The organism is Paenibacillus sp. 1-18, from assembly GCF_000520755.1.
In the GTDB taxonomy this organism is placed as follows: Bacteria; Bacillota; Bacilli; order Paenibacillales; family Paenibacillaceae; genus Paenibacillus; species Paenibacillus brasilensis.
This window is the reverse complement of sequence record NZ_ASSB01000042.1, coordinates 1-24,316: the sequence shown is the minus strand read 5'-3', so window position 1 is coordinate 24,316 and position 24,316 is coordinate 1. Positions and strand designations below refer to the sequence as shown.

Annotated in this window: 20 protein-coding genes and 3 pseudogenes; 6 read left to right on the top strand and 17 right to left on the bottom strand. The window is 45.5% G+C overall.

Features of this window, described 5'->3' with window-relative positions; genetic code table 11:
• Positions 1–47 precede the first annotated feature (47 nt).
• The 6 genes and pseudogenes from L693_RS0102595 to L693_RS0102570 all read right to left on the bottom strand — a co-directional run.
• Positions 48–425: pseudogene (locus tag L693_RS0102595) on the bottom strand (ABC transporter transmembrane domain-containing protein); the annotation flags it as partial.
• Between the two features lie 21 nt (positions 426–446).
• On the bottom strand, positions 447–842 hold the full coding sequence (locus L693_RS0102590) for an ABC transporter ATP-binding protein (RefSeq protein WP_025715930.1): 396 nt from the start codon (positions 840–842) through the stop codon (positions 447–449).
• 177 nt (positions 843–1,019) lie between these two features.
• Positions 1,020–1,859, bottom strand: coding sequence for a hypothetical protein (locus tag L693_RS0102585; RefSeq protein ID WP_155983749.1), 840 nt, complete (start codon positions 1,857–1,859; stop codon positions 1,020–1,022).
• A 152-nt stretch (positions 1,860–2,011) separates the two neighbouring features.
• Positions 2,012–2,374 (bottom strand): SPASM domain-containing protein, encoded by a 363-nt coding sequence (locus tag L693_RS0102580; RefSeq protein WP_197029824.1) that lies wholly within the window; start codon positions 2,372–2,374, stop codon positions 2,012–2,014.
• A 135-nt stretch (positions 2,375–2,509) separates the two neighbouring features.
• A complete protein-coding gene (locus tag L693_RS0102575) occupies positions 2,510–3,100 on the bottom strand; it encodes a radical SAM protein (RefSeq protein WP_231503507.1) in 591 nt (196 codons plus the stop codon).
• 233 nt (positions 3,101–3,333) lie between these two features.
• Positions 3,334–4,032 carry an ABC transporter ATP-binding protein gene (locus L693_RS0102570; RefSeq protein ID WP_025715926.1) on the bottom strand — a complete coding sequence of 233 codons (699 nt, stop codon included), beginning with the start codon at positions 4,030–4,032 and terminating at the stop codon, positions 3,334–3,336.
• Between the two features lie 289 nt (positions 4,033–4,321).
• Between L693_RS0102570 and yhbH the strand changes: the two genes are divergently transcribed.
• Together yhbH and L693_RS0102560 are read left to right on the top strand one after the other, a co-directional pair.
• Complete coding sequence (yhbH, locus tag L693_RS0102565) at positions 4,322–5,488, top strand: sporulation protein YhbH (RefSeq protein WP_025715925.1); 1,167 nt, start codon at positions 4,322–4,324, stop codon at positions 5,486–5,488.
• Positions 5,485–6,930, top strand: a complete 1,446-nt coding sequence (locus L693_RS0102560; RefSeq protein ID WP_025715924.1) for a SpoVR family protein — start codon at positions 5,485–5,487, stop codon at positions 6,928–6,930. The genes yhbH and L693_RS0102560 overlap by 4 nt, the downstream gene beginning before the upstream one ends.
• Positions 6,931–6,992: 62 nt before the next feature.
• Here the strand turns inward: L693_RS0102560 and L693_RS0102555 are convergent, their stop codons facing one another.
• The 9 genes and pseudogenes from L693_RS0102555 to L693_RS0102515 form a co-directional block, all read right to left on the bottom strand.
• Positions 6,993–8,174 carry a PD40 domain-containing protein gene (locus L693_RS0102555; protein WP_025715923.1) on the bottom strand — a complete coding sequence of 394 codons (1,182 nt, stop codon included), beginning with the start codon at positions 8,172–8,174 and terminating at the stop codon, positions 6,993–6,995.
• 127 nt (positions 8,175–8,301) lie between these two features.
• Positions 8,302–9,876: a sensor histidine kinase gene (locus L693_RS0102550; protein WP_025715922.1), complete on the bottom strand. Its 1,575-nt coding sequence runs from the start codon at positions 9,874–9,876 to the stop codon at positions 8,302–8,304.
• Complete coding sequence (locus L693_RS0102545; RefSeq protein WP_025715921.1) at positions 9,873–10,559, bottom strand: response regulator transcription factor; 687 nt, start codon at positions 10,557–10,559, stop codon at positions 9,873–9,875. Before L693_RS0102545 ends, L693_RS0102550 begins: the two co-directional genes overlap by 4 nt.
• Before the next feature lie 35 nt (positions 10,560–10,594).
• Positions 10,595–12,127, bottom strand: coding sequence for a PucR family transcriptional regulator (locus tag L693_RS0102540; RefSeq protein ID WP_025715920.1), 1,533 nt, complete (start codon positions 12,125–12,127; stop codon positions 10,595–10,597).
• A gap of 224 nt (positions 12,128–12,351) precedes the next feature.
• Positions 12,352–13,011 carry an aspartate/glutamate racemase family protein gene (locus L693_RS0102535; protein WP_025715919.1) on the bottom strand — a complete coding sequence of 220 codons (660 nt, stop codon included), beginning with the start codon at positions 13,009–13,011 and terminating at the stop codon, positions 12,352–12,354.
• A gap of 14 nt (positions 13,012–13,025) precedes the next feature.
• The gene (locus L693_RS0102530) at positions 13,026–13,838 is read right to left on the bottom strand and encodes an AroM family protein (protein ID WP_025715918.1); all 813 of its coding nucleotides are present in this window, start codon (positions 13,836–13,838) and stop codon (positions 13,026–13,028) included.
• 85 nt (positions 13,839–13,923) lie between these two features.
• Positions 13,924–14,867 (bottom strand): annotated as a pseudogene (locus tag L693_RS0102525) (DUF1177 domain-containing protein).
• A 22-nt stretch (positions 14,868–14,889) separates the two neighbouring features.
• Complete coding sequence (locus tag L693_RS0102520) at positions 14,890–15,957, bottom strand: DUF917 domain-containing protein (RefSeq protein WP_025715917.1); 1,068 nt, start codon at positions 15,955–15,957, stop codon at positions 14,890–14,892.
• Positions 15,958–15,967: 10 nt separating this feature from the next.
• Positions 15,968–17,568: pseudogene (locus L693_RS0102515) on the bottom strand (OPT/YSL family transporter).
• 374 nt (positions 17,569–17,942) lie between these two features.
• Here L693_RS0102515 and L693_RS0102510 point away from each other — a divergent pair.
• From L693_RS0102510 to L693_RS0102500, 3 genes are all read left to right on the top strand, one after another.
• The gene (locus tag L693_RS0102510) at positions 17,943–18,950 is read left to right on the top strand and encodes an aminoglycoside phosphotransferase family protein (protein WP_025715916.1); all 1,008 of its coding nucleotides are present in this window, start codon (positions 17,943–17,945) and stop codon (positions 18,948–18,950) included.
• Positions 18,951–18,968: 18 nt separating this feature from the next.
• Positions 18,969–19,865, top strand: coding sequence for a phosphotransferase (locus tag L693_RS0102505; RefSeq protein ID WP_025715915.1), 897 nt, complete (start codon positions 18,969–18,971; stop codon positions 19,863–19,865).
• Positions 19,866–20,119: 254 nt separating this feature from the next.
• Complete coding sequence (locus tag L693_RS0102500) at positions 20,120–20,992, top strand: arylamine N-acetyltransferase family protein (protein WP_025715914.1); 873 nt, start codon at positions 20,120–20,122, stop codon at positions 20,990–20,992.
• An 81-nt stretch (positions 20,993–21,073) separates the two neighbouring features.
• On the opposite strand, the gene L693_RS30960 is transcribed toward L693_RS0102500, so the two are convergent.
• Positions 21,074–21,277 carry a hypothetical protein gene (locus L693_RS30960; protein ID WP_025715913.1) on the bottom strand — a complete coding sequence of 68 codons (204 nt, stop codon included), beginning with the start codon at positions 21,275–21,277 and terminating at the stop codon, positions 21,074–21,076.
• Positions 21,278–21,630: 353 nt separating this feature from the next.
• Positions 21,631–23,526, bottom strand: a complete 1,896-nt coding sequence (locus L693_RS0102485; protein ID WP_025715912.1) for a PrkA family serine protein kinase — start codon at positions 23,524–23,526, stop codon at positions 21,631–21,633.
• 241 nt (positions 23,527–23,767) lie between these two features.
• Here L693_RS0102485 and L693_RS0102480 point away from each other — a divergent pair.
• Positions 23,768–24,316, top strand: a 549-nt coding sequence (locus L693_RS0102480; protein WP_025715911.1) for a DUF2161 family putative PD-(D/E)XK-type phosphodiesterase, incomplete at its 3' end; no start/stop codon positions are given.

Sequence of the window (24,316 nt, the reverse complement as noted above, 5' to 3'; positions counted from 1 at the left end):
TGGATTAACAATTTTATTAGTTAACTGTACACAAGCAATCATATTACCTAATGTAATAGCTCCTTGGATAGATAAAAACTGCCAATTAAAAATACAGAAATAAACATAATCCCTCCAAATATATCACTCAACGAGCTGACAAAAGCATTTAATTTAAAAAATAAGTATTTATTATCTTCAACAGCCTTATTACTCTGCTGAAATTGTTGCTCTACGTGGTGTTCTACTCCATAACTTTTGATAACTGCAAACCCAGAAAAAATATCATTCATTTTAATCGTAAACTTCTCTAGAGCATTCGCGATATTTTTTTTATCAGACCTAATTCTTTTTTCAAACATACGTGGGATAAAAAAAGAGATTAATGCCATGACGAGTAACATAATAACAATACTAGGACTCAAAACAAACATCGCAAAAAGTGCTGCTAAAACGAAACTGCTGTGTTAATTAAAGAAAACATATTTTTCAAAAAAATCATCTTCAATCATTTTAATGTCATTATTCATGATTGAAATGTATTTTGCACTGTGACTGGAAGTGAATTGAGTATGACTCTTGTATAAAATATGTTGAAAAACGCTTTCTTTTAAAAACAACATGGTTTTGCGAAGATAAGAAGCTTGTAATAAATTAGACAACAGCTTTATAAAAGAATTTATAATAATAAAACCTAGAGCAATCAGAGCAACGGAAATAAATTGTTTTTCAGCCTGTGATATCACGCTGTCTATTAAACTTTTAAATATAAAGGCCAAATAGATATCGAGCAGACTAGCGAGACTGATCATAAAAATAGCGGCACATAACTTATACTTATGTTTAAATAAATACGAAGTCATTCCCCTGCCTCCATTTTTTAGCATGTTCCACATGAATTATACCTTAGATGGCTCCAATCTATTTGTGTGCTTTTTTCAATAAATTCAGTGTATAATGTGCCAAGCAGATTGATTTTCTATGATTAGGATAGTTTTTTTATATCTATCAGGTTGCCTACTACAAATAAAAAATCATAACTATTTACCGTACACTTCATATTTTTTAGAATTCAACATCAATGCGGCTAAACTGCCTGTAATTATGAAAACTATGAGATTCATTACAACTGAATTCCAATTAATGGTTTCACTGATATCAGGAAAAGTTGGTTGATTGGAAAAGATACTGACCGAGAGCATATTAGCATACTGTTTAAACGATTCCAATGAGGAGGTACCAAGAGCGTAATGCCATGCCCCTTTTCTAATAAGAGTAAATTGAATCCCGATGACAGCAATAATAGTCCCCGCCATTAATACATGACCTGTAGCGACCTTTTTACTCATCCATTTTGCTAAAGAAATAGCAAATCCCATCAATGCTAATCCACTTAACATACCAAAAAACTTGGAAGCAAATAAATACAAAATACATTCCAAAAGATTAGTTGAATGCATAACACGCGCATGATATAAGCCCTGAGGGTTGAAGAAAATTTCAATAAGAGTCGCGCCCCATACCATCATAATTCCTATTAAAAAAACGATTGATTTAATCAAGAAAAGATGGGATGTTTTAATCGGTAACATATGATTAAGTGTCATTTTACCTATAAAAAACTCATTATAGTAATCCATAAAGATATAGATGGGCAACAATATTCCAATAACCATATTGATTAGCAAATAAGTAAAGGCAAGTTCCTGATTATGATTTAATAAAAAATGAAGGCTAGATATACCACTTAAGATCGTTAATATCGCAAACACTGTGAAATGCCTTTTGACTTCCACTTTGAATATATGAGAAAGTAACATAATGATCCCCTTTTCAAATAATTTAGCCGCCTGTCCAATAAAGAAACAGGCGGTAAACACATAAGAACTTTAGCCAAACCAAACACAAGAACGCCAATTATCTACAAGACAATACGCAGGAGTTACTGAATTTTTAACCTGTTGGGGTTGTACGATCCACCGCATAGTAGCTCGCCTCCTTTTATTATAGTGTTCTATCAAATCATTTTAATTCATAAATTAGACTGGTGATTAAAGTTAAACTCAAGCATCTCTTCTAAATTATATTTAAATTCCCTGCATACAGGCTGCTTCTCTTCACTTTCAAATGCCTGTTGAGCACACCCGCCACCACATAATGGTAGAACATTGCAGCTTCTACATTTCTCAAATTTATAAGGCGAATAATCAAGCCATCTATTAGAATTAAGCTGATCCATACTAAAACTCCCACTAATATGACCTTCTAAATACTCATTATTTCCAACGGTATTCCAGCACTTCTGAATGTCGCCGTCAGGCTGAATAACAATAGAATTAGCTGCAATTGCAGCACAAGCCACAGGCTCATATTGAGGATAATAAGAAATATTCAAGTTTTTTTCTAATGCCTTCTCGTATAGTTTCAATATCACTTTTGAAAAATCTTTATTTGCATAACAAGAACTATTGCTGACACACCCACCCGCGCTATATTCAGTAGTTGCAGAAAAATAAATACTCACCTTTTTTTAAAATATTTGTCCTCCCATATACTCCATATACTCATCCATAGATTGAATATTATTCAAATCTACATTTGTTCGAAGCGTAATGTGAATAAAATCACATGAATCTTCGATATTTCTCATTATTTTATCAAAAGTCCCCTCTTGATTAGCCAGTATTCTCCTTTGATCGTGACTTGCTTTTGAACCATCTATTGTGATTTGAATTCTCTTAACACCTAACTCACTTAATATCTTAGCTCGTTCGACAGTGAGCAAGTAACCATTGCTTACCATGAAGTGAGCAACATTTATTTTATTTTCATCGGCAATCAAGTTAATCCGTTCCATAAGAATAGTGATTTTTTTAAATTCAAGTAATGGCTCTCCACCTGTCCAGTTCACAACAATGCGTTTAATATTTAGCTTTTTAATAGACTCTTCTATAAAAGTCAAAATTTCATTTTGTATTTTTTGAGAAAAGGAACTCTTACCTGATTTAGAAGTCAAATTTTCAAAACAATATGGACATCTAAAATTACAGCTGAAGGTGGGTAAAATCGTAAGGTTCAACGTTTGATTCTGGTATCTTGTTTCATTGAATCTATTCTCCATTTGATCCAATTCATTTATGGGCTCATTATATATGAACTTACCTTGCAATAACTGATCTTTTCAATACAATTGGCAAGATAATTAAGGTCTTTTTGGACAAAAGCATTATATAACTCTTTATGTATTTCTCCAAAACCACTTGATAAGCTGTTGTAAATTAAATATTTTTCTCCATCAGTTTATCCAATAGCAAGTACTCGTTGTAAGATGAAATTTGCAAGATTAATCCTCCCTTATAATTTGACCATGGATTTAAATATTTCTTCTATAGATTGTTTATATTCACTTTTTATTTCTTGTACATTCCCCTGTAACAGAACTTTCCCATCATTCACAAACGCTACATCAGTAAATAATTTTTCAACATCATTAATGAGATGAGTACTGATAATAATCGCGCTGGTTGGATCAAAATTTTCAATTATAATTTGTATAATCTTATCCCGTGTTGAAGGATCTACAGCGGCCAAGGGTTCATCAAGGACATACAGCTTCGCTTTTCTTGCAAAAGCCAAGGAAATACTTAACCTTTCTTGCATTCCTTTGGATAAAGATTTAATTTTGTCATTCACATTCAAGCCCAATGACTTTACCATGTGGTAGGCTTTATCACGTTCAAAATCAACGAATGAATGATCAAAAAACGCAATGGATTGCTCAACGTTCATCCATTGATAAAGAAATTCCCTGTCAGGAAGGTAAGAAACGATCTTCTTCGTTTCAAAACTAGGTTTGGAACCATTAATACGTATATCACCTTTATAATTTCTAAGCAGAGAGACAATTAATTTCATTAGTGTTGTTTTCCCAGCGCCATTTGGACCAAGAAGTCCTAAAATAGTGCCGGGCTTAATGGAAAGCGTCAACGAATCCAGAGCCTTTTTCTTCCCATATTTTTTTATAACACCGTGACAATCCAGTATGTGTTCCAATATCTCAACCCCTTCATTAAATCATATCCTTACAATAATCCTTATAAGATATCCTTTCCTCTCATATTTAACAAAACAAGTATCTTTATGACTGTATTGTACTATTTGTTTAAAAAAATCAACATATCGATTTTTTGGCAGAATTTTGTCGTAAATTCTGTGCTTTACTTATTCCATGACATTCACGATTTAAAATCGAGTTCCATCACATATCGTACATCCCCGTGAATATACTTAATAACCAACAAGGCCAAACTGTGCCGTGTATCCACTTGGGGGGTGCCTAACAATGCCGGAACCACGTCAGCCATATTCATTCGTCGTATCCCGCGAAGATTGGTCGCTGCATCGCAAAGGGTACCAGGACCAGCAACGTCATCAGCAGAAGGTCAAAGATGTGATTAAGCAAAATCTGCCTGATCTGATTACGGAAGAAAATATTATTATGTCGGACGGTCAGCAGATTATTAAAGTGCCGATTCGCAGTCTGGACGAATATCGTTTCATTTATAATTATCAAAAGCAGAAGCATGTGGGCCAAGGGGATGGCGACAGTCAGGTGGGAGATGTCATCGGACGTGATCCTGCATCCCAGAAGCCAGGCAAAGGCGAGAAAGCTGGCGATCAGCCAGGACACGATATTGTGGAAACGGAAGTTAGTATAGAAGAACTGGAAGATATGCTGTTTGAGGAAATGGAATTGCCGCATTTGCAGCAAAAAGATAAGGATCAAATCGAGGTTAAATCTATCGTGTTCAATGATATACGTAAAAAAGGTATGCAGGCGAACATTGACAAGAAGCGAACCATTCTCGAAAATTTGCGTCGCAATGCTCGCGAGGGCAATCCAGGCATACATCATATCAGTCCGGACGATCTCCGCTATAAAACATGGGAAGAGAAAACAATTCCCCAATCCAATGCAGTGATTATAGCCATGATGGATACATCAGGCTCGATGGGATCTTTTGAAAAGTATTGCGCCCGCAGCTTCTTTTTCTGGATGACCCGCTTTTTGCGTCGTCAGTATGAAAAGGTGGAAATAGTCTTTCTCGCGCATCATACCGAGGCTAAGGAGGTTACGGAGGAAGAATTTTTTACCCGCGGAGAAAGTGGCGGCACGATCTGCTCTTCTGCCTATTTGAAGGCGCTGGAGATTATTGACAAGCGGTATCCTCCTTCCAGTTATAATATTTATCCCTTCCATTTCTCGGATGGTGATAACCTGACCTCGGACAACGAACGGTGTGTAAAGCTAATCGAGGAACTTATAAAGCGGAGCAATATGTTTGGTTATGGAGAAGTGAATCAATATAACCGCAGCAGCACGCTGATGTCAGCCTACAAGAACATTAAAAAGGATCAGTTTATGTACTATGTCATTAAGGAAAAAGGTGAGGTATACCAAGCCTTACGTACCTTTTTTCGCAAACGGGAAGGGGGAACGGTGGGATGAGCACCAACCAGAAGGAGCTGGAATATGCGATATCAGAAATAATGGAGATTGCAGATGGATTCGGGCTCGACTACTATCCGATGCGGTATGAGATTTGTCCGGCGGATATTGTATACACGTTCGGGGCCTATGGGATGCCCACACGCTTCAGCCACTGGAGTTTTGGAAAAACATTTCACAAGATGAAGATGCAGTACGATTTTGGATTGAGCAAAATCTATGAGCTGGTCATCAACTCCAATCCCTGCTATGCCTTCCTGCTGGAAGGAAATTCTTTGGTGCAAAATAAATTGATTGTCGCCCATGTGCTGGCACACTGTGATTTTTTCAAGCATAACGCCCGCTTCTCAGCTTCCAACCGCAATATGGTGGAGAGTATGTCCGCCACCGCAGATCGAATCAGCAGCTATGAAATGGAATACGGCTCAAAGGCCGTGGAATCCTTCATTGACTCTGTACTGGCGATACAAGAGCATGTTGATCCACAGCTCATCAAACCAAGGCATCTGGATAAACAACGCTACATGGAGCTCAAAATCCGCGAGCAGAAAGAACCTGGAAAGCACCAGCGTCCCCCTGGGCCTTATGATGATCTGTGGTCACTGGATACGGTGAAGCCACAGCCGGATTCGACGGAAAGCGAAGGCATCCAGATTCGACAGTTCCCACCAGAACCGGAGAAGGATATCGTCTGGTTTATTCAGGAATTTTCAGAGGTGCTGGAGGACTGGCAGCGGGATATTATGACGATGCTGCGGGACGAAATGCTATATTTTTGGCCGCAAATGGAGACAAAAATCATGAATGAAGGCTGGGCCTCCTATTGGCATCAACGAATTGTCAGGGAACTGGATTTGACCGGGGATGAAACCGTTGAATTTGCGATGCTGAATGCTTCTGTCGTACAGCCCTCCAAGCAAAGCCTGAATCCGTACTATTTGGGGCTTAAAATATTTGAGGATATTGAAAAGCGATGGGATAACCCAACCCGTGAAGAACAGGAGCGACAAGGGTGCAAACCGGGCGAAGGACGCGCTAAAATGTTCGAGGTACGGGAGTTTGACTCAGACACCTCTTTTATACGCAATTACATGACCAAAAAACTGACGGAGGATTTGGATCTATATGTGTTTGAGAAACGCGGACCAGATTGGAAAATCACCGATAAGTCCTGGGAAAACATACGGGATCAGCTAGTATTTTCGCGTGTGAATGGGGGTTCCCCTTATATCGTCGTCGAGGACGGCGATTATCAGCATACAGGCGAGCTGAAGCTGAAGCACCAGTATGAGGGCATTGAGCTGGATTTAAAATATATGGAGCGCACACTCCCATATGTGTATCAACTGTGGGGCCGTGCCGTTCATCTGGAAACGATGGTTGAGGGCAAGCTTGCCCTATTTTCATACGATGGCAAAAAGCATCATCGCAAGTTTGTGTAGCCAGTTTGGTATGATTTAAAGATAAGGTGCAGTCCGGGACAGCGGATGTGCACCTTTTTTTATTACTTTTCCTTAAATTGAACGATGTAGCTTTGATTCAGCTGTTTTCCACCTTCTGAAATATTCTGGTACATGGATAAGAACCGAGCTGACGGGCTCCATACTGTAGGACTGTCATAGGATTGGATGTTGGTCGTGACCGGAGTTGTTTTCCCCGTAGACTGATCAAACACATACAACCCTCTCATCCCCTGCTGATCCTCATCGTAAATGGAAAAAGCCAGTTTGGACCCGTCGCTGGACCAGCTTCCACGGCTCATTAAAGTCCCTTGACCGACAGTCCCCTTCTCTTGACCCTGTCCATTCAAAATGACCATGCGGGCAGGTTCGGATGTGTTCCATTTTCGCTTTTCAATTGCAATCCATTTACCGTCGGGAGACACGGCAAAGGACATAGCGTCATTCGCAATGGTTACAGCTTGAGGGTGGTCGATGGTGAACCGATTCAGCACCGGATACCCTTGCTTATCATGGCCTGTATAAAATATGGCGTTCCCTACTTTTTCGACATGAGCGATCAGCTCAGAGCGGTTCGGGTCTTGAAAATTCATTTTTTTGGCCTTGCCGTCCAGACCGATCAGATATATTTTGCCGTCCGGTGCACCTGTAATCAGATGTTCTTTATCCCCCCAGCTTACTTCGTTAGACATATCCAGCTTACCTACCGGTGTAACCTTACCGCTGCTTAATTCAAGTATATAGCCCCGGATAACATATTTACTGCTGGTGCTGCCCTCGGTAAAAAAGACATGGCGCTGATCCGGTGATACCACAACCAGCAATTGCGGAGCCTTGCGATCCGGTAGCAAAGCCCGTTCCTTGCCTGTCTTTACATTATGAATCAACAGCCGGGTCTGTCTCTCCACAATCAGTTCTTCGTCGCTTAACCAAGACCTCGCGTAGACATCTCCCAGTTTGTCGATGGACGATACCACCAGTTCGTCCGTTACCTGTTGCCGGGCTGCATCGGTGTCAATCACCGTTAGCTGTTGTTCCGGCTTCGTACCAGACGATGGTTTGGCTTCCCCTGCGTCGTTCATTCCGCAAGCACTGAGCAATACAAGAGCTATTGCGCTCGTCGTGAGCAGTCCCGTGATTCTGTGTCGGAAAAGCCATGCTCGGGGATGATCGCCACAAGGGACGCCGTTCTTTTGAACGTGGTTCATTCTGTTTTTCTTTATCATGTCGTCATACGACCTCCTTGTTCACGATATCCCCAGCTTAATACCTTATCGTCTCATGAATACATCGGATTGTTTCCAAGTTGTAAACAAAATGCATTTCTATCTTTATAGCTAACAATTAGTCCGTTTACAGCGAGCTATCGGAAACCAACAAAGGCAGCTTAAGCGAAAATTCATTCCCTTGCCCATTTTCGTTGGCATCCTCTATCGCACCATCGCCCGAGGCCGTAAGATGCAGCTCTCCACCCATGCGCTCCGCCAGTCTGCGCGCCAGAGGAAGTCCAAGCCCCGTACCGCTATCCTGACGGGAACGATCACGGCTCAAGGTAGCAAACGGCTCGAAAATCATCTCCCATTTTTCCCTGGGAATCAACGGACCGGAATTGCGTACATACACGACCACGGTATCCCGTTCCACCCGACTCGATAACGTCATCCAGCCTCCGTCCCGATTGTACTTCACCGCATTATCCAGCAAATTCAGTACAATATGCATCAGATGCTTGGGATCGCCCCATACCTTGGCCGGAACAGTATCTATCGAAAAACGAAGTCCACGCTTCGCCGCTTTTCCCCGGATTCGGCTCCCAGCATCTTTGAGCAGCGAGTGCAACTCCACTTCCTCCGTATGCAATTCAAAATCATATTTATCCAGCACAGATAGTTGCAGCGAGTCCTCTACAAGCTCGTACAAGCGTTTCGTTTCTTTATGGATACTTTCTCTGGCTACACGCACCAGTTCAGGGTCGTCCCCATACATATCCAACAAATCAGCGTAAGCCTGGATAGAGGTTAACGGGGTTTTCAGCTCATGGCTAATATTGCCGATAAAAGATTTTTGCTGCTGCTCCAACTCCCTCAAACGCTGAACTGCTTCTTCCAGCCGGAGCTTTTCGTTCTCCAGCGCGGTAATGCTCTCCCGGATCACATGACTCATCTGGAGCATTCCTTCATCCAATCTTCCCAGCTCGTCCTGCCGTCGAAGTAATCTCGTTTCAAGATAATGCCCTTCCGATATCTGCTCGGAAGCGCGAGTCAATCGCCCGATGTCCCTCGTTTGGCGAATGACATAGCCCAAGCCCAAAATAAAGCTCAAAACCAGCACCGCACCGCCCGTCCATACAAACAAGCGGGCAATGGCCTGATAGAGCTGCTGCTGTGCTTCGATTGAGCTATGAAGCTGCGCCACTCCCAACAAGCCTTCCGGGCCTTGGAGCGGGGCCAAATAGATAATGGTGCTGCCTTCCGTAATGTAAGCAATCTTGCCTTGGAGCGCATAAGAAAGCGCCTGACTGACATCCGTTCTAAAAGCCAGCGGCAGCGAATTGCCAGCCTCATGTCCCTTACGATCATATAAAATAACGCGCATATTGCTGGATACGCCCAGCTCGACTGCGAGTTGGGGGGCCTGCTTCTTCATAAACGCTTCAGGCGATTTGCTTACTCCCAGCAGATAGGACTGCTTTACGCGCATTTCCACAATTTCAGCCTGACGCTTTAGCCCACGCTCCATTTGATTTGTCTGGCTGGTGCGAATCCCGGTAAGGACCAGCCAGCTCAGCACACCGACCGTAAACAGCAGCAAAGCTGCCAGCACCAGTGGAAATTTCCAACGCAGACTCAAGCCTGTACGCTTGCGTTTGCGCTTCTGCTGGTCAGTGGAGGGCAAGCTTCCTCGTTGATTGGATGCAGGCTCGTTCACGTCATCTTCTCTGCCTTATAGCCGATACCATACACGGTCTGCAATATCGCCTGATGTGGTTCAAGCTTCTTGCGCAGACGCTGGATATGGATATCCACCGTCCGTGTTCCGCCCGCATAATCGAAGCCCCACACCTGCTCCAGCAGCTCGTCCCGGGTGTACACTCTTCCGGCATGAGACACCAACAGCGCCAAAACATCAAATTCCTTGGGAGTAAGATCCAGCGCCGTTACCCCGATTTCAGCCGTTCGGCTGGACGGACGTACCCGTAACGGGCCAAGCACCGTTTCCGCTCCTTCTGGTGCAGGCGCTCCCTCTCGCTCCAGCCTCCGTACCAGCGCCTTGATGCGTGCAAGCAGTTCTCTCAGGTCAAACGGCTTGCTCATAAAATCGTCCGCACCCAGCTCCAGCCCCAATACTTTGTCCACGATGTCGTTTTTGGCAGTCAGTAATAAAATACCGATGCCCTTCCGACTTTCCAAACGGCGACACACCTCGTATCCGCCCAATTTGGGCATCATCACATCCAATACCAGCACATCCGGATGGAACAAACGCACTTTTTCCAATGCGTCCTCCCCATCAACGGCGGTTTCCACCAAAAAGCCTTCCCTTTTTAACGCATAGGCCAATGCATTCCGAATACTAGACTCATCGTCCGCTACCAGTATTTTTTTATCCATGCTCTTCCCTCCCCGCCCCAAGGCAAAGCGTCCGTCTACTTATGTTCCCGCAAATAATAATGAATCAGACAGGCATGGCATATAAACTGCTCACGTGGATCGTTAAGATCAAAATCTGTCATGTCGCGAATCCGCTCCAGTCTATATTTTACTGAATTACGATGTATAAAAAGATAATTCGCCGTATCTATCAGACTGCCCCTGCTCTCCAAATAATAAAATAATGTTTTAAGTAGATCGCTGCCATGTGACCGATCATATTGCTGAAGCTTTCCCAGCTTACGTTCGAATACATTGGAAAATTCCTCTGTGTCCATCGCTTCACCAAGCATATAATGCATCTCTATATCACCGTATGTGCATACACGTTGATCGGGATACAGCCGCTGCGATACCGTAATTGCACGTCGTGCCTCATTGTAGCTTTGGAGCAGCTCCCACAGCTTTTTGGCACTTCCGATGCCTATATAATAATCACCCGTGCCCAAAGCTTTTTCACTTACCCATTGCTTCAGCGTTTCAGCCCAGGATCGTTCCTGATCAGCGCTAGTCCCGTCATAATAATCACTTGAATTCAGCGTAGGCAAAAATAATACCGCCCGATTGGAACGAAACTCAATATGAGATACCAACCGCCGTCGGGTCGATTCCAAGCTCAGCAAGCCGGAAAGGATCTCTTCTGGCGGGGCCGTCGCACTTTCCAGGACAGCAACCTCCCAATCATAAGCCGGGTTAAATCCCAATTGACGCCCTCTTCGCTCAACCTCATGGCGCACCGGTACCGGAGGTGTCATTAGCTCGTCTATGAAATTCCCCCGAAGCCGATTCTCCGTATCTTCTACCGCCTTTTCACGCATTAATTCCAACGCCATCACCAGCCGTGCCTGCTCAATGCCAACCTGCTCCATATCATCCAGCTCATTGCGTGCAATGACCAGCCTGGCGACCGTGCGTTTATCCACATTGATAGGAAAATAACGAGAATCTTGTGCCTTCATCCAATCCCATCCTTGGGGTGAAGTGATAATAGCTTGACCTCCATTATCAAAGGCAACCGGAGCTTTCAGCAATTCCGCTATATTGTCACTAACAGCCTGTATGCCACTGTTCTCCAGAACCATTGTGGTTAGGGTTCGATAGATTCCTTCCGAGCGTCGCAGCAGCTCTACTTGTCGGTTGAGCACCATATCCATGACACGCTGTGTAATATCCGTATATGGGATATCGGCTGGAATTTCAATCATAGGAAGACCGCAGGCGTTGCTTGCCTCCAGCGCACTGCGGGGGATTTCCGTGAGAAAGCGGGTCGGCTTAATCGCAAGCGCAGCCGCGCCGCCCTGATGCAGCAATTGAATGATTTGACACAATACCTCAGGTTCATGACGAATGGAATAAGCGGTTGTCATCAACAATACACCTTCCCGAATCCAGCCTTTCAGATCGGGTACCTCCATAATGTCAATAAAACGGACAACCCGGTTTAGCCCTTGTTCTCCACTTAATACCTTTGCCTCCTTCAACTCGGGGATTGCCATGAGTTCCTGAACTGTTACACCCGGTATTTTCATAATGACAGACCACCCTGCTATTTATTTTGCATAATCCTTGCTTCATCTAATTTTTCAGGATAGTGTACCAAAAAAGCTTACAAAACAGAACCTTTTACCACTGGTTCATGTGTCTCCAATCCAGACCATTCCTATTTTTAGAGCTTAGTGGAACACAAATAAACCGCCCTTTTTTAAAAGACGGTTTGTTTCGATATTAAGCTATTTATGACAAGCTAAAGAATCTATCCTGCCTGTGCCTCATCATGATGGGACTGCCACCGTATCGAAGCAGCCGCACCAAGCGCTACAATCGGATCAATGGCTCGAATCCCCAGCGTACGCTCCAGCTCTGGTGCAAAGTTCATTGTTACAAAACCGGTGCAGGCCAGCACAATGACCTCAGCTCCCTTCTCTTGAAGCCGCAGCGCCGCTGCCATGGCAGCCTCTTTGCCTTGAGGAGTGTTCAAGTCCAGCGTCGTCCGTACACCCTCGGGACGCTCCGTACCGATATAGGACTCGCCCAGTATATGGCGAATTAATGGTGGAGCCTCGGCCAAAATGGTCAATACGCCGACACGGCTGGCCGATGTCAGTGCCAGATGTGCCGCGCAGGACCCGGGTCCATAGACAGGGACCGCTACTGCCTGACGAGTTTCCTCTAGCGCCGGATCAGCCGCGCAGCTAATACCGATAGACGTACAGCCCTGTTGAACGAGCTGTTGCGCGGCTAGCACAATTTTGGGCACGGCCTCCCGGTCCGTGATATCATCGTAGATTCCGTTCGGCTGATCGGGGATACATACACTGGTAACAGGCAGCCCGTAGCGCTGCTCGATGACTCGGCCGTGGAGGCCGATAGCTGCTTCGTCCTGCATGGTGAGCACTCTAATCATTCCAAGCATAATAATTCCCTCCTTTATCTCTCCAGCAATTGACCAGCCTTCATAATCAGACGATCATCCAGATATACATCGGTTTTTTGAACGACCCCGTCAATATGCACACCCGCAGCAACAGTTCCGCCAAAGGTATTATTGCTGCCAAAAGCGACATGGATCGTGCCGTAAACTTTCTCGTCCTCTAATACAACGCCCGTAATGCGGGCTTTATCATTCGTTCCAATACCGAACTCGGCCAGCATTCTGCCATTACCCTCGCCCAGCATATCCAGCAGAGGCTGCCCGGCTTCTCCTTCTGCGGCGATTAATCTGCAATCCAGTACAATAAGATCAGCATGATCTTTGAATTGTAAGGCAGCCTGCCGAAATTCCTCCGCACTGCCACTGTAAGGCGAGGCCGCTGCAAACTTGGGATTCAATCCGTAAGGACTGAATTTCAACTTGAGGTTATTCTTTTGCTCTTCGAGCGGTCCAATCAGTCCAAGTCTTCTGCCGCTGGACATGGCTTTAAGTACAGGCGGAAGCACATGATCCGGCTCGATTAAAAAAGCCGTTCGGGTATGCAATCCGGGAAATACACCGGTACAAAGCAGTAAAATAGTACGTACCCCCTGCTCCTCCATACGTGTGATTTTGTCCTGAAGCAGCGGCAGGATTTTTTCACGTGAAATGACCACCGACTCCCCGGTTGTCAGACGCGAGGTCAATACATATTCTCCCGGCGACGGCGCTAGGTGCTGTTGTATATAGTCTAATGAAAGCCCGTCCAGCGCACCTGCCTGCAGCAGCTCTGCCCGTCCTTCCAAGGCCCTTTCTACAATAGGGGCCACATCCGACCTCCCTGCCCTCGCTTCATTTTATTTTACGCTCCTGACGCTAAAGGGCAAGCCTGCGGCCTGCCCTGTTATGCATCGGCTATGACTTTTGAGCACTGCCTGCTGTCTGCAATATTTTCATAGAGCCGTACAACTCGGTGATTCGGGCAAATTCCTGCGGATCATAAAATATACACGTTCCGTTCGTAAATTCCTTGGCGGTTTCAATCGAAAATCTTACGGCAGTGGCAATATCAATCTCGTGACTTGCCCCTGTACCGCATCCCGGTACAGCCGCCTGTGCTGTAATCGCAACACCGACTACAGGTGCATCCGTCCCTACAGCAGGCTGTAAAATCGAATTAATATGATACAGGTCATTACCATACGGCGTGATATCCTGCGTCGTAACCGGAAAAGTAACAGGCAATTGTGCCGTAGTCTGTTCCATCAGGCGCAATAAATCCTCACTGACCCGCAAAATATAGCCTTCCTTCACCGTAGGTGAAATGGCGATTCCTTTATGATTAATGACACGATTTCCTTTGGTTGTATCTATGGACAAAATGGCTTCCATCCCCGGATCAATCTCATAGCGATTCATTTCCACAATATCCACAGGTGAATCCATAAATCAACCGGCTCATGCGGACGCGTAGGGGCATCCGGGCAAATGTGCGTGGTGACAACCACATCCCCCTTCAGTCTATCGCCCTTAATCTGCATATCTGCCAGTTTTAGCGCAGCCGCTACCGCAGCAATCGCTCCATCGGCATCGGACACGAGGCCAATTCGGGAGGGACGTGCGCCAATACCGCCCAGGCGACCAACAATACCGAATGTTGGTGCCGTACCTCCCGAGCTTTTACCTTCTGTACCGGGAATAAGCACATGGATAAAATCCGTGCTGCCCTTCATGCCGGTCACCTGTTTTACAGTTACCTCTATATCCTTGTATCCAGCAAAAAGCTGCTTCACTCGCTCTCCATTCACATAGGCGCTGTCCAGCGCTTCGAATACCGTTAATGTTTGTTGAAGTGCCATTGTTCCGTTCCTCCTGTATTTTTTATAAGTAGGACAGTATCGGTTTATGGATCATTTGCTCAATCAATTGCAGCAATTTGCTGTTAAACATGGTCGTGCTCAGTAAGAGTCGTTCCTTCGGTACTGCAATGACAGCTAGCCTCTGTCCTTTGTCTACGGCAGCTGTGATTACAGGTCTAGCTGTATCCATATCCAGTGTCATGACCAGGTCTGGAAAGGTGGCTAATCGTTCCCCGTCAAGCTCCAGAAACATGTACTCATTCCAGAAGGTCATTTCATAGGTCAGTCCGCTATCCGTTATGCGAACCACCCCGGCGTCAAAGCCTCCTGATGTTTCGAGCCGGCATTCAGCTACTTCACCTGTAGCGATAACCTTACCGCCCAGCTCGGCGGTTACAGCAGCAATCGCAGCCTCACCCTGGTGAGTCAGCATCGCTTCTCCGACAGCGATTGCCCGGGAAATGGCTCCCGGGGCGCCATTGGCTTTCGCATAAGCAGCTGTCACCGGATTCCTTGCGACTGCTACCAATCCTCCAGCTTCCACCGAGGCTTTACGAACCAGCGAAGCGGCATGATCCAGGGAACCTGTAATGCCCAATTCTATATAGTGCTCCCCGCGTCCGCCTACGGCAGCCTGATGGCTAACGTAATTCGGCAGCTCGGTTAAATTCATCGAGCCCATCGTTCCTGTAGGGTGAGCCCGTCCATTACATGCAAAATCCACTATCGGGATACCAGTCATGGCTGACTGAAACCAGCCATTAATCGTCGTTTCACCGCCATTTTCATTCGTGTGCAAAGCCCGGATGCCCTTTCCTGTCATAGAGGACACCATATTTAGGGCTTTTACATAATGAACGGGCTTTACATATTTGTCCGGCGCAGCCGGGGCACCAACGACAGCTACAGTGACGAAAAGATCGTCGTCTGAAAAAAAGTCTATGGGCACTAGCAGCGGTTGTCCTGCTTCAAGAGCCAGCTTTCCGATCCGCAGCCCTTCCTCGATCCAGCCTCCGCCGCCGCCACCCAAGACAGCACCGCCATAAACGGCATATTCAACAATCCTTTCATCCAGCTTTAAAGCGTCCATCTGCATCATCTCACTTTTTTAGTTTGAATACAGAGTTGAAGAAGTTATAAAGTGCATCCCCTGCGATAAAACCGGCAGCCAGAATCGTCATAGAAGAGACAGTCTCCTTTTTCCCAAAACGAGTTACGAGAAAACGGATCGCTATGCCGACCAGCACGGCCCAGCATGCGTTTGCTGTCGCAATCAACAGCCCTGTTGCAAACATGACGCCCAGTTGGCGTTTGGAACCACCGATGAGCTGGAGAATCGCTCCCGGAATCGCCCACAGCAAAAGCTGGCTTGCAATCCCCGGCGTAGCCCCGGCCTGAATCGTCGATACGTATACTTTATCAATCGGCGGCACCAGATTTTGTGCAAAATAGCTTGGGTAAGCCAAAGCGATCGTCACCAGCGCAACCGCAAAAGCGATCAGAGCCGTTATATACTGCTGCTTCCTGCCTTGCCGTTCCAGCTCTTTATCCTTGCCATTGCCACGCAGGATATAGCCTGTTTTCAAATCAAATCCCATGTCAGCAAAGGCAGGACCCGTAGCTGCGCTAAACCCGGCCAGAAGCGCCAGCGCCACGGGTGGAAACCCGATCATCATTCCGCTAAGCAAAGTGATAAAAGCAACTGCAAAGGCAGGAAACCAACCAGAATACATAGCCGCGATACCGACGATAATTTCATGCACAAACGCAGCAAAGGCTGCAAATACGATAAAGCCGATCAACATACCTACCGACATGTGTGTAACCAATCCACCGATAATGGCGATCAGCAGCGAAATAACCAGATAAGCGATAAAACCGAGTCCAAGCGTACGACGGGCCTCTGCAATTGGACGAGTGTATTCCGCATCCGAGGCTTTATCCGCAAGTATGGCTGTGCCGCCCTTTTTCTTCCCGGAAAAGCCAAACACGAGTATAGCAGCCTGAATTAACGCTACAATCCCTGCCCCGATCATCACACCATGGGCGATGTAGAGCGCATTAGCATCAATCTGAAATAATGGCATGGAATATTGGCGAATCAATAGACCGACCCCAAACATGCCCAAATATTGCCGATAAATGCGACCCCAAAGGCAGACATCGGGATGCTCAAATAGGAGCCGACTCCCCCGATTAGTGCCCCAATGCCTAGCAAACCGGCACGTTTGCCTCCTTTATCTCCGGCTTTGATGGACTCCGCCGTTGCAACGCCCGGAGCCCAGGTGCCTGAGGCTGGAAACAGCTTGGAATCAAAAATTTTATAAAGTATCGTCGCATCTGCGAACATGGCTAACGCCGCTCCCAGCAGCATCGGTACAACCAAATCAGGCGTTCCCATAAGATAGGGGATTCCAATAGGAATCAGCAGGCTATTGGCCGCCCCGAAAGTAGCTGAGGAAATGGCGGTTTGTACCAGATTTTGACGATGAACAGACTTATACCGTAAAAACCAGTTGACCGGAATACGTGCAATCAACATCGCCACTAATGCTCCGATAATGGCCGTATTCGGAGTCACACCCAGGCTGGTTACAATCTGCATCCCGATAATTGCCCCCAAAATGCTTGTAGCTACAATCAGAATAAATGCAAAAGGCTCAAACGTTGTCGGGTGACGCTTTTCTTGTTCGTTTTCCATATGACCCTCCTACGGCTTAGACATGTTGTATTTCGTCCCTTAAATAGGTTTAACTCATCTTACTGCAACTTTCCTCCCATAAACAATGTCCATCTTGACCAAAACAATGTCTTGTTTATTGTGCTTTAACGATAAAAAGACAAGTATAGAGCGTTTTCATTGAATTATATCCCTTTTAAATGTCACAAAATATGACATGATTTAAATTTCACATTCCCTCCAAGGATTTCGTTTGGCGATCAACCAAGGTGGTGGAAGTGTATATATTCGGTATGTGCAGCCCCTTAAAACCGCACCTATTACCTCATTATGAATAGACTGATAACTAACAGAGGATTATCTTTTTCATTAATCTCAAGTCAAGTGAGGTTCTTATGGCGAAATCCTATACCAAAGCACAAATTCGCAACATTACCCGTCGTTTTGGCCTGATTCCGTTAAAATCTAGCTTAGTCTCGTCACTGTACCGCAAAAATGCAGTAATCCAAGTGAAAACGAAAAAGGGAACTTATGCATTAAAACCCTTCAGCCGCACTAAGATGGTTCGTTCAAATACGATTCAACAGATGAAGCAGGCTGCAAGCATGATCAATTTGTTGAAAAAGAGAAAGTATCGCTACATGCCCACGTGGCTTCCGACACATTCCGGGAAGCTATGGACTTTACATCAAGGAACGCCATTTTATGTGAGTCAGTGGATCAAAGGGCGGGGATTGGAGACTGCTGAAGATTTTGAAAAGCTTGGATGGGCACTTGCCACGCTTCATACCAAGTCCATCGGCGTGCATCGGATTGGAAGAGTGAAATCCCCTACACTTCAGCAGTTGCGGGTATGGAAAAACCAGGATCGTCTTTTTCAAAGAAAAATAAAACAAATCAGCCGTCATGACACAAAATACCGGAACTGGTACAATGCTTTCGGCAAAGACTCCAAACGTTTATCCAGGCGGGCATGGAAGGATTTGCAAGACACCTCCATTATTAAGCTGCTTCAGAAGGAAAACCGTTCCCCCTCTTTGATACACAGTGACATCACGATCCCTAATGTCATTATTTCTGATGGTGGTCAGCTCAAAATCATTGATTGGGATCGGGTTAAGGTCGGCTCAGTCTATGCGGATCTGGCAAAAGCCCTTATGAATACAACCCAGTTCAATCCTGAATTTGTGAAATCATTTTTGAAGGGATACCAAAAACGTAAGCCACTAAGCCGAACCGAACGAAAAATAGTAACAGCCCTGTATAAACTGCCACGAGAAGCGTGGCATGCCTCCCTGCACCCCAATCGCTCAAGAGACCGCGAGATCCTGGATCATTGGCATCAATCGTGGCCCCTTCGTTTGCAAATCATTCATGTTTTGCAGGAATGGGTCCAAGCATAAGAGAAAGTGAGGATCAAAATGTCGATTTTATCGAACGTTGAGCAGATGTACGGAATCAAAATTAAACGTAGTCGTCAAAAGAAGGACATCCTCAAGATTGAGACCGCCAACATGACTTATTGTTTAAAACCCTACCATTTCCCTGAAGAGGAAATTCGTTTTATTACACGTGTGTTGTCCTTCCTGGATGAGCGCGGGTTTACCCGTAGCCAAAAGGTTTATCCGACGGTGCAGCGAGCCGCTTATATGACCCATGAAGGCATTTCGTATACGTTAACCAATTGGGTTGATGGACGAAGACCAAAATTTACAAAAAAAATAGATTTCAAAAAGGGAATTTCCACCTTAGCCAAATTTCACTCCAGCGCCGTAGGCTTTCCTGTCGACGAAGCTCCGGCAGCCAGAATACGTTACGAAGCTTTAGGTGATGAAATTGCTGGATACAAAAAACGCCTTAGTCCCTACAGAGGCACAGCACATCTCGTAGCTCTCTGTGAAGAAGTGTCGAATTATTTACAGCAGCCCAAGGTTCGAGAAGCAATCGACTCGGAGCAAAAAGCCGCCGCCTTTATACATGGCGATTACAACTATCCCAATCTGGTTAAAGACAGACAGCTCAGGATCCATTTAATTGATTTTGAAAATTGCTCCCTGCATGTAAGAATGAAAGACCTGTCCCATCTTCTTCATCGAAATTGTCTTTGGAACGGGACAAAGATGCTGCGCTCGATCGACTACTATCAGCGATTTCGCCCATTAAGTACCCGTGATTTACATTTGCTTCACGCGCTTTTAATCTCTCCTTATCACGTGGTCCGCAACATCAGAATAGGCGGCATCCGTTCTGCTAAGCACGTTATTCCATCTTTAGCGCAATTATACAAATACCGACGGGTGCTTAGAGCGCTGCTATAATTCGCACAATTGGAGCCAGGCAAGAAACAGAGCAAGAAACAGACCTAACCAAACGGTCTGTTTTTTTATGCTCTGATATCTATATACGCGAAAAGTGTATGTCACCAAACCGGATGTATCTGCTGATTGTACCGGTACACTTGAAGATTATAGCATTGTACTCAGCACATTCTCTTACTACAATGATGCTATAACTCAAGGGACTTTGCTCTAAAGAGGGGAATTTGAAAACTAATCATTGAGGTGAATGCGGTATGTATTTGATGACAAAAGAAGAAATAAAGGCTTATCTTAACAGAATCGGAATTCAAGACATTCTGCCGCCTACCCCATCCTTTTTATTTGAGCTGCATAAGGCCCATGTGAAGCATCTTTCGTGGCAAACGCTGGACATTTTTGCAAGAAAACCGGCAGCTATTGGCTTTCAAGAATCTGTTCAACTGATTTTGCAGGGGAGAAGTGGTTACTGTTTTCATCTGAATGGTGCGTTCAGCACCCTACTACATTCACTGGGCTACAAGGTCTGCCTGCATCGAGCCGGGGTTCAACCTCTGGGAGCAGAGCCACGCATCAATTCATTTCATCTTGGGCTAACCGTGCACTTGCCAAATGAGCAGCACGAAGATGAAGTATGGATTGTTGATGTCGGTTTAGGCGATATGCCCTATGAACCTGTCCCACTCCGTATGGGTACTTATGAACAAGCTCCTCTTCAATATAAGGTTGCGGAGTCCGGGGTTGCTGCAAAAGGCTGGCGGTTAGAGCATGATTCGCTTGCTTCATTTGTTGGGGTTGATTTTGATCCTACAGTTGTTCAGAATTTGGAGGAGTTTATGCCAAAACATCATTTCTATAGCCGCTCAGCAGATTCTCCATGGTTCAACCTGTTTTTGATTCGGCAAAGACAAGCCTTAGAGACGAATGAGCTAAGAGGCTGCATATGGAAAAAACACGGGCTGAACGGATTGGAAAAAATAGAGCTGAATCATAAATCGCAGTGGCTGGAAGTGTTGGCAGATGTTTTCGGCGAGCCGCTCGTTCATTATAGTCGCCAGGAACGGGACGATTTATGGAAAAGGGTATTTGCGGCTCATGCCGAATGGAAGAAATCGACCATTTCCTTGTAGGTACTACGCTCTTCCTCGGTTGCTGCTGATTGGACCGCCATGGAGGGAGAGCACTGTCACCATTCTATCATCCTCTTACACCTATATTATTTCGCTGGGATGTTGAAGCATTTCCAACTCCTTCACCGTACTGTTCATCCGCTCAATTTGCTTAATCTCGCCGCCCAATTGTTGTACCAATTCCTCTGTATGTTCCTGGGAAGAAGCCGTGTTACACGCACTCTCCGCGATATTATCTGTATTTTCCCTAAGCTCGGCAATCATTCCGGTCAAAATTTTGGGCAATTCGGGAATACACCTGCCCCACAAAAAGACGGTGCGCTATAAGCTGCTCATCTATTTTTCCATCTGCAAGAGAAAGCCAGTATCATCGACATGAATCATAATTTCCTCCAACCAAAATAGTTTACATCGATTTAACATTATCATATTTATCGGCTTACTTTTTACAAAATGTTAAAAAGTTAGAGAATCAATTGTAATTTTTCACACATTACAATCATAAAAGCCCCTTGTGATACCTCCCCTCTGATAAAAAAATCCGGCAGCACCTGAAACTTCCTGTGCTTACCGGATTTCCACATATGATGTACATTGATCGGACTGTGCTGTCTGCTGTCCTTGCTTACCTCAAATAGCTACCGATTTAAGAGACTGCCTACATACCGCAACAAATCGTTAGCGCTGGCCCCTGTGTAGCCGTGCTCCTCAATCAGCCGCTTAATGACCTCATTCATCCGTTTAAGCTGGTTCGCATCAGGCGTTTTGGTCGAGGTCGTAATCTTCACAATATCTTTCAAATCCGCAAACAACTTCTTCTCAATTGCCTCTCGCAGTCGATCATGATGATGATATTCAAACTTCCGCCCCTTACGCGAATACGCAGAAATCCGGATTAATATTTCCTCGCGGAATGCCTTTTTCGCATTTTCGGACACCCCGATCTGCTCCTCAATCGAGCGCATAAGCCGTTCATCCGGGTCGAGCTCCTCATCCGTGAGCGGATCACGGATTTTAGACCAATTGCAAAAGGCTTCGATGTTATCCAAATAGTTGTCGAACAGCGTCTTGGCTGATTCCTCGAAAGAGTATACAAAGGCCTTCTGTACTTCTTTTTTCGCCAACTCGTCGTATTCTTTACGGGCCACGGAAATAAAATTCAGATAGCGCTCCCGCTCTTCCTTTGTAATGGAAGCATGCTGATCCAGACCATCCTTGATCGCTCGTAAAATATCCAGGGCGTTGATGGACTCCACATTTTGCTTAATTAGTGCGCTGGAAATACGATTAATGACGTACCGTGGATCTACCCCGGACATGCCTTCCTCGAGAAATTCATTTTGCATCTCCTTCAGGTCGGCTTCCTTATAGCCTTCGACCTCTTCACCGTCATACATGTGCATCTTTTTGACCAAATCCATCCCCTGCTTCTTCGTTTCTTTCAAGCGGGTAAGCACGGAGAAAATGGCAGCCGTTCGCAGCGCATGAGGAGCGATGTGAACATGCCGCATGTCACTTTGCTCAATGAGCTTGGCATAAATCTTTTCTTCCTCCGACACTTTCAGGTTATAAGGAATCGGCATTACAATCATCCGCGACTGCAATGCCTCGTTCTTTTTGTTCGCAATAAAGCTTTTATACTCCGACTCATTGGTGTGAGCCACGATCAATTCATCCGCACTGATGAGTGCAAACCGTCCGGCCTTGAAATTTCCCTCTTGGGTCAGAGACAATAAATTCCACAAAAATTTCTCATCGCATTTCAGCATTTCCTGAAACTCCATCAGTCCGCGATTCGCTTTGTTCAGCTCTCCGTCAAAACGATAAGCACGCGGATCGGATTCCGAACCATACTCCGTAATCGTGGAAAAGTCGATACTGCCTGTCAAATCAGCAATATCCTGAGATTTTGGATCAGAAGGGCTGAACGTACCTATGCCAATCCGGTTTTCTTCCGATATAAATACCCGTTCCACTCGCACCTTTTCGATATCGCCATCAAATTCCGTACGCAATCTCATCTGGCAGGAGGGGCAGAGATTACCTTCAATACGTACCCCCAACTCCTTTTCAAATTCAGGGCGCAGCTCATGCGGAATAAGATGAAGCGGATCTTCATGCATAGGGCAGCCCTCTATGGCGTACACGGCTCCCTGATCCGTTCTCGAAAATTTCTCCAGCCCACGTTTCAGCAAAGTGACCAGCGTCGACTTGCCCCCGCTGACGGGTCCCATTAAAAGCAGGATACGCTTGCGCACATCGAGCCGTCTGGCAGAGGAATGAAAGTATTCCTCTACCAGCTTTTCCAACGCACGATCCAGCCCAAAAATCTCCTGCTCAAAAAACTTATATCGCTTATGTCCCCCAACCTCTTCTACACCAAAAGATTCAATCATCTTATAAACCCGTGCATGAGCAGTCATCGCCGGCGTCGGGTCTTTCTTGAGTATCTCGATATACTCTCTAAAAGTGCCGTTCCAGGCCAGACGGTTGTTTTCCGCCCGGTACTCCGCAACGCGTTCAAAAATATTCATGCTCGGTTCCTCCCATGACTGCGTAATGACTATCCTCCACTCCTGATGGTAATGGCTACACTCGTCACGACTTTCAGGATATGATCTAATCCCCCTAAAAAAAGTGTAATACATACCTATGCAGATTGATTTCAGAATTGACCTATTTTTTGTGTGCTAAAATATACAACAACAACGCGGACCTGACGCATTATGGTACAATATAAGCTCGGAATAAGGGGATAAAGGAGCGGGAGAAGCAATGGCGGTTCGGCATGAGACGGAGCTATATGCTCCGATCAAAGCCTTTTTTGAAAGCTTGGGATATGAAATTAAAGGAGAGGTGCGCAACTGCGATTTGGTGGGTATCAAGCCAGAGCAGCAGGAGCCACTGATTGTGGAGATCAAAAAGACGTTTAATCTGTCGCTTGTGCTGCAAGGCATGCAGCGTTTGAAGCTAACCAGCAATGTATATGTGGCTGTAGAACGAAATCGTGCAAAAAAAGGGGCTGTGAATCAACGCTGGAACGAGCTGGTTGGATTATGCCGTCAATTGGGACTTGGCTTGCTTACCGTCACCCTGTTTAAGACCAAGCCACCGCTTGTTGAGGTACTGTGCAAGCCTGAAGGCCCTAACCGTGATGAGCGCAAAACGACAGCGATCCGCCCCGGCTCGCGCAAGGAGAGACTGCTGCGGGAATTTCACGCGCGCAGCGGTGACTACAACACAGGCGGCAGCACCCGGCTCAAGCTGGTCACGGCCTACCGGGAAAAAGCGCTGCGTGTAGCCGCAGCCTTGCAGGTTCTGGGG

What these genes read in the sequence shown, in the direction of transcription:
- L693_RS0102590 (WP_025715930.1), bottom strand. Translation starts at nt 842, where the DNA reads ATGACTTCGTATTTATTTAAACATAAGTATAAGTTATGTGCCGCTATT.
- L693_RS0102575 (WP_231503507.1), bottom strand. Translation starts at nt 3,100, where the DNA reads ATGGAGAATAGATTCAATGAAACAAGATACCAGAATCAAACGTTGAAC.
- yhbH (WP_025715925.1), top strand. Translation starts at nt 4,322, where the DNA reads ATGCCGGAACCACGTCAGCCATATTCATTCGTCGTATCCCGCGAAGAT.
- L693_RS0102560 (WP_025715924.1), top strand. Translation starts at nt 5,485, where the DNA reads ATGAGCACCAACCAGAAGGAGCTGGAATATGCGATATCAGAAATAATG.
- L693_RS0102555 (WP_025715923.1), bottom strand. Translation starts at nt 8,174, where the DNA reads ATGATAAAGAAAAACAGAATGAACCACGTTCAAAAGAACGGCGTCCCT.
- L693_RS0102545 (WP_025715921.1), bottom strand. Translation starts at nt 10,559, where the DNA reads ATGGATAAAAAAATACTGGTAGCGGACGATGAGTCTAGTATTCGGAAT.
- L693_RS0102540 (WP_025715920.1), bottom strand. Translation starts at nt 12,127, where the DNA reads ATGAAAATACCGGGTGTAACAGTTCAGGAACTCATGGCAATCCCCGAG.
- L693_RS0102535 (WP_025715919.1), bottom strand. Translation starts at nt 13,011, where the DNA reads ATGCTTGGAATGATTAGAGTGCTCACCATGCAGGACGAAGCAGCTATC.
- L693_RS0102520 (WP_025715917.1), bottom strand. Translation starts at nt 15,957, where the DNA reads ATGGACGCTTTAAAGCTGGATGAAAGGATTGTTGAATATGCCGTTTAT.
- L693_RS0102510 (WP_025715916.1), top strand. Translation starts at nt 17,943, where the DNA reads ATGGCGAAATCCTATACCAAAGCACAAATTCGCAACATTACCCGTCGT.
- L693_RS0102505 (WP_025715915.1), top strand. Translation starts at nt 18,969, where the DNA reads ATGTCGATTTTATCGAACGTTGAGCAGATGTACGGAATCAAAATTAAA.
- L693_RS0102500 (WP_025715914.1), top strand. Translation starts at nt 20,120, where the DNA reads ATGTATTTGATGACAAAAGAAGAAATAAAGGCTTATCTTAACAGAATC.
- L693_RS0102485 (WP_025715912.1), bottom strand. Translation starts at nt 23,526, where the DNA reads ATGAATATTTTTGAACGCGTTGCGGAGTACCGGGCGGAAAACAACCGT.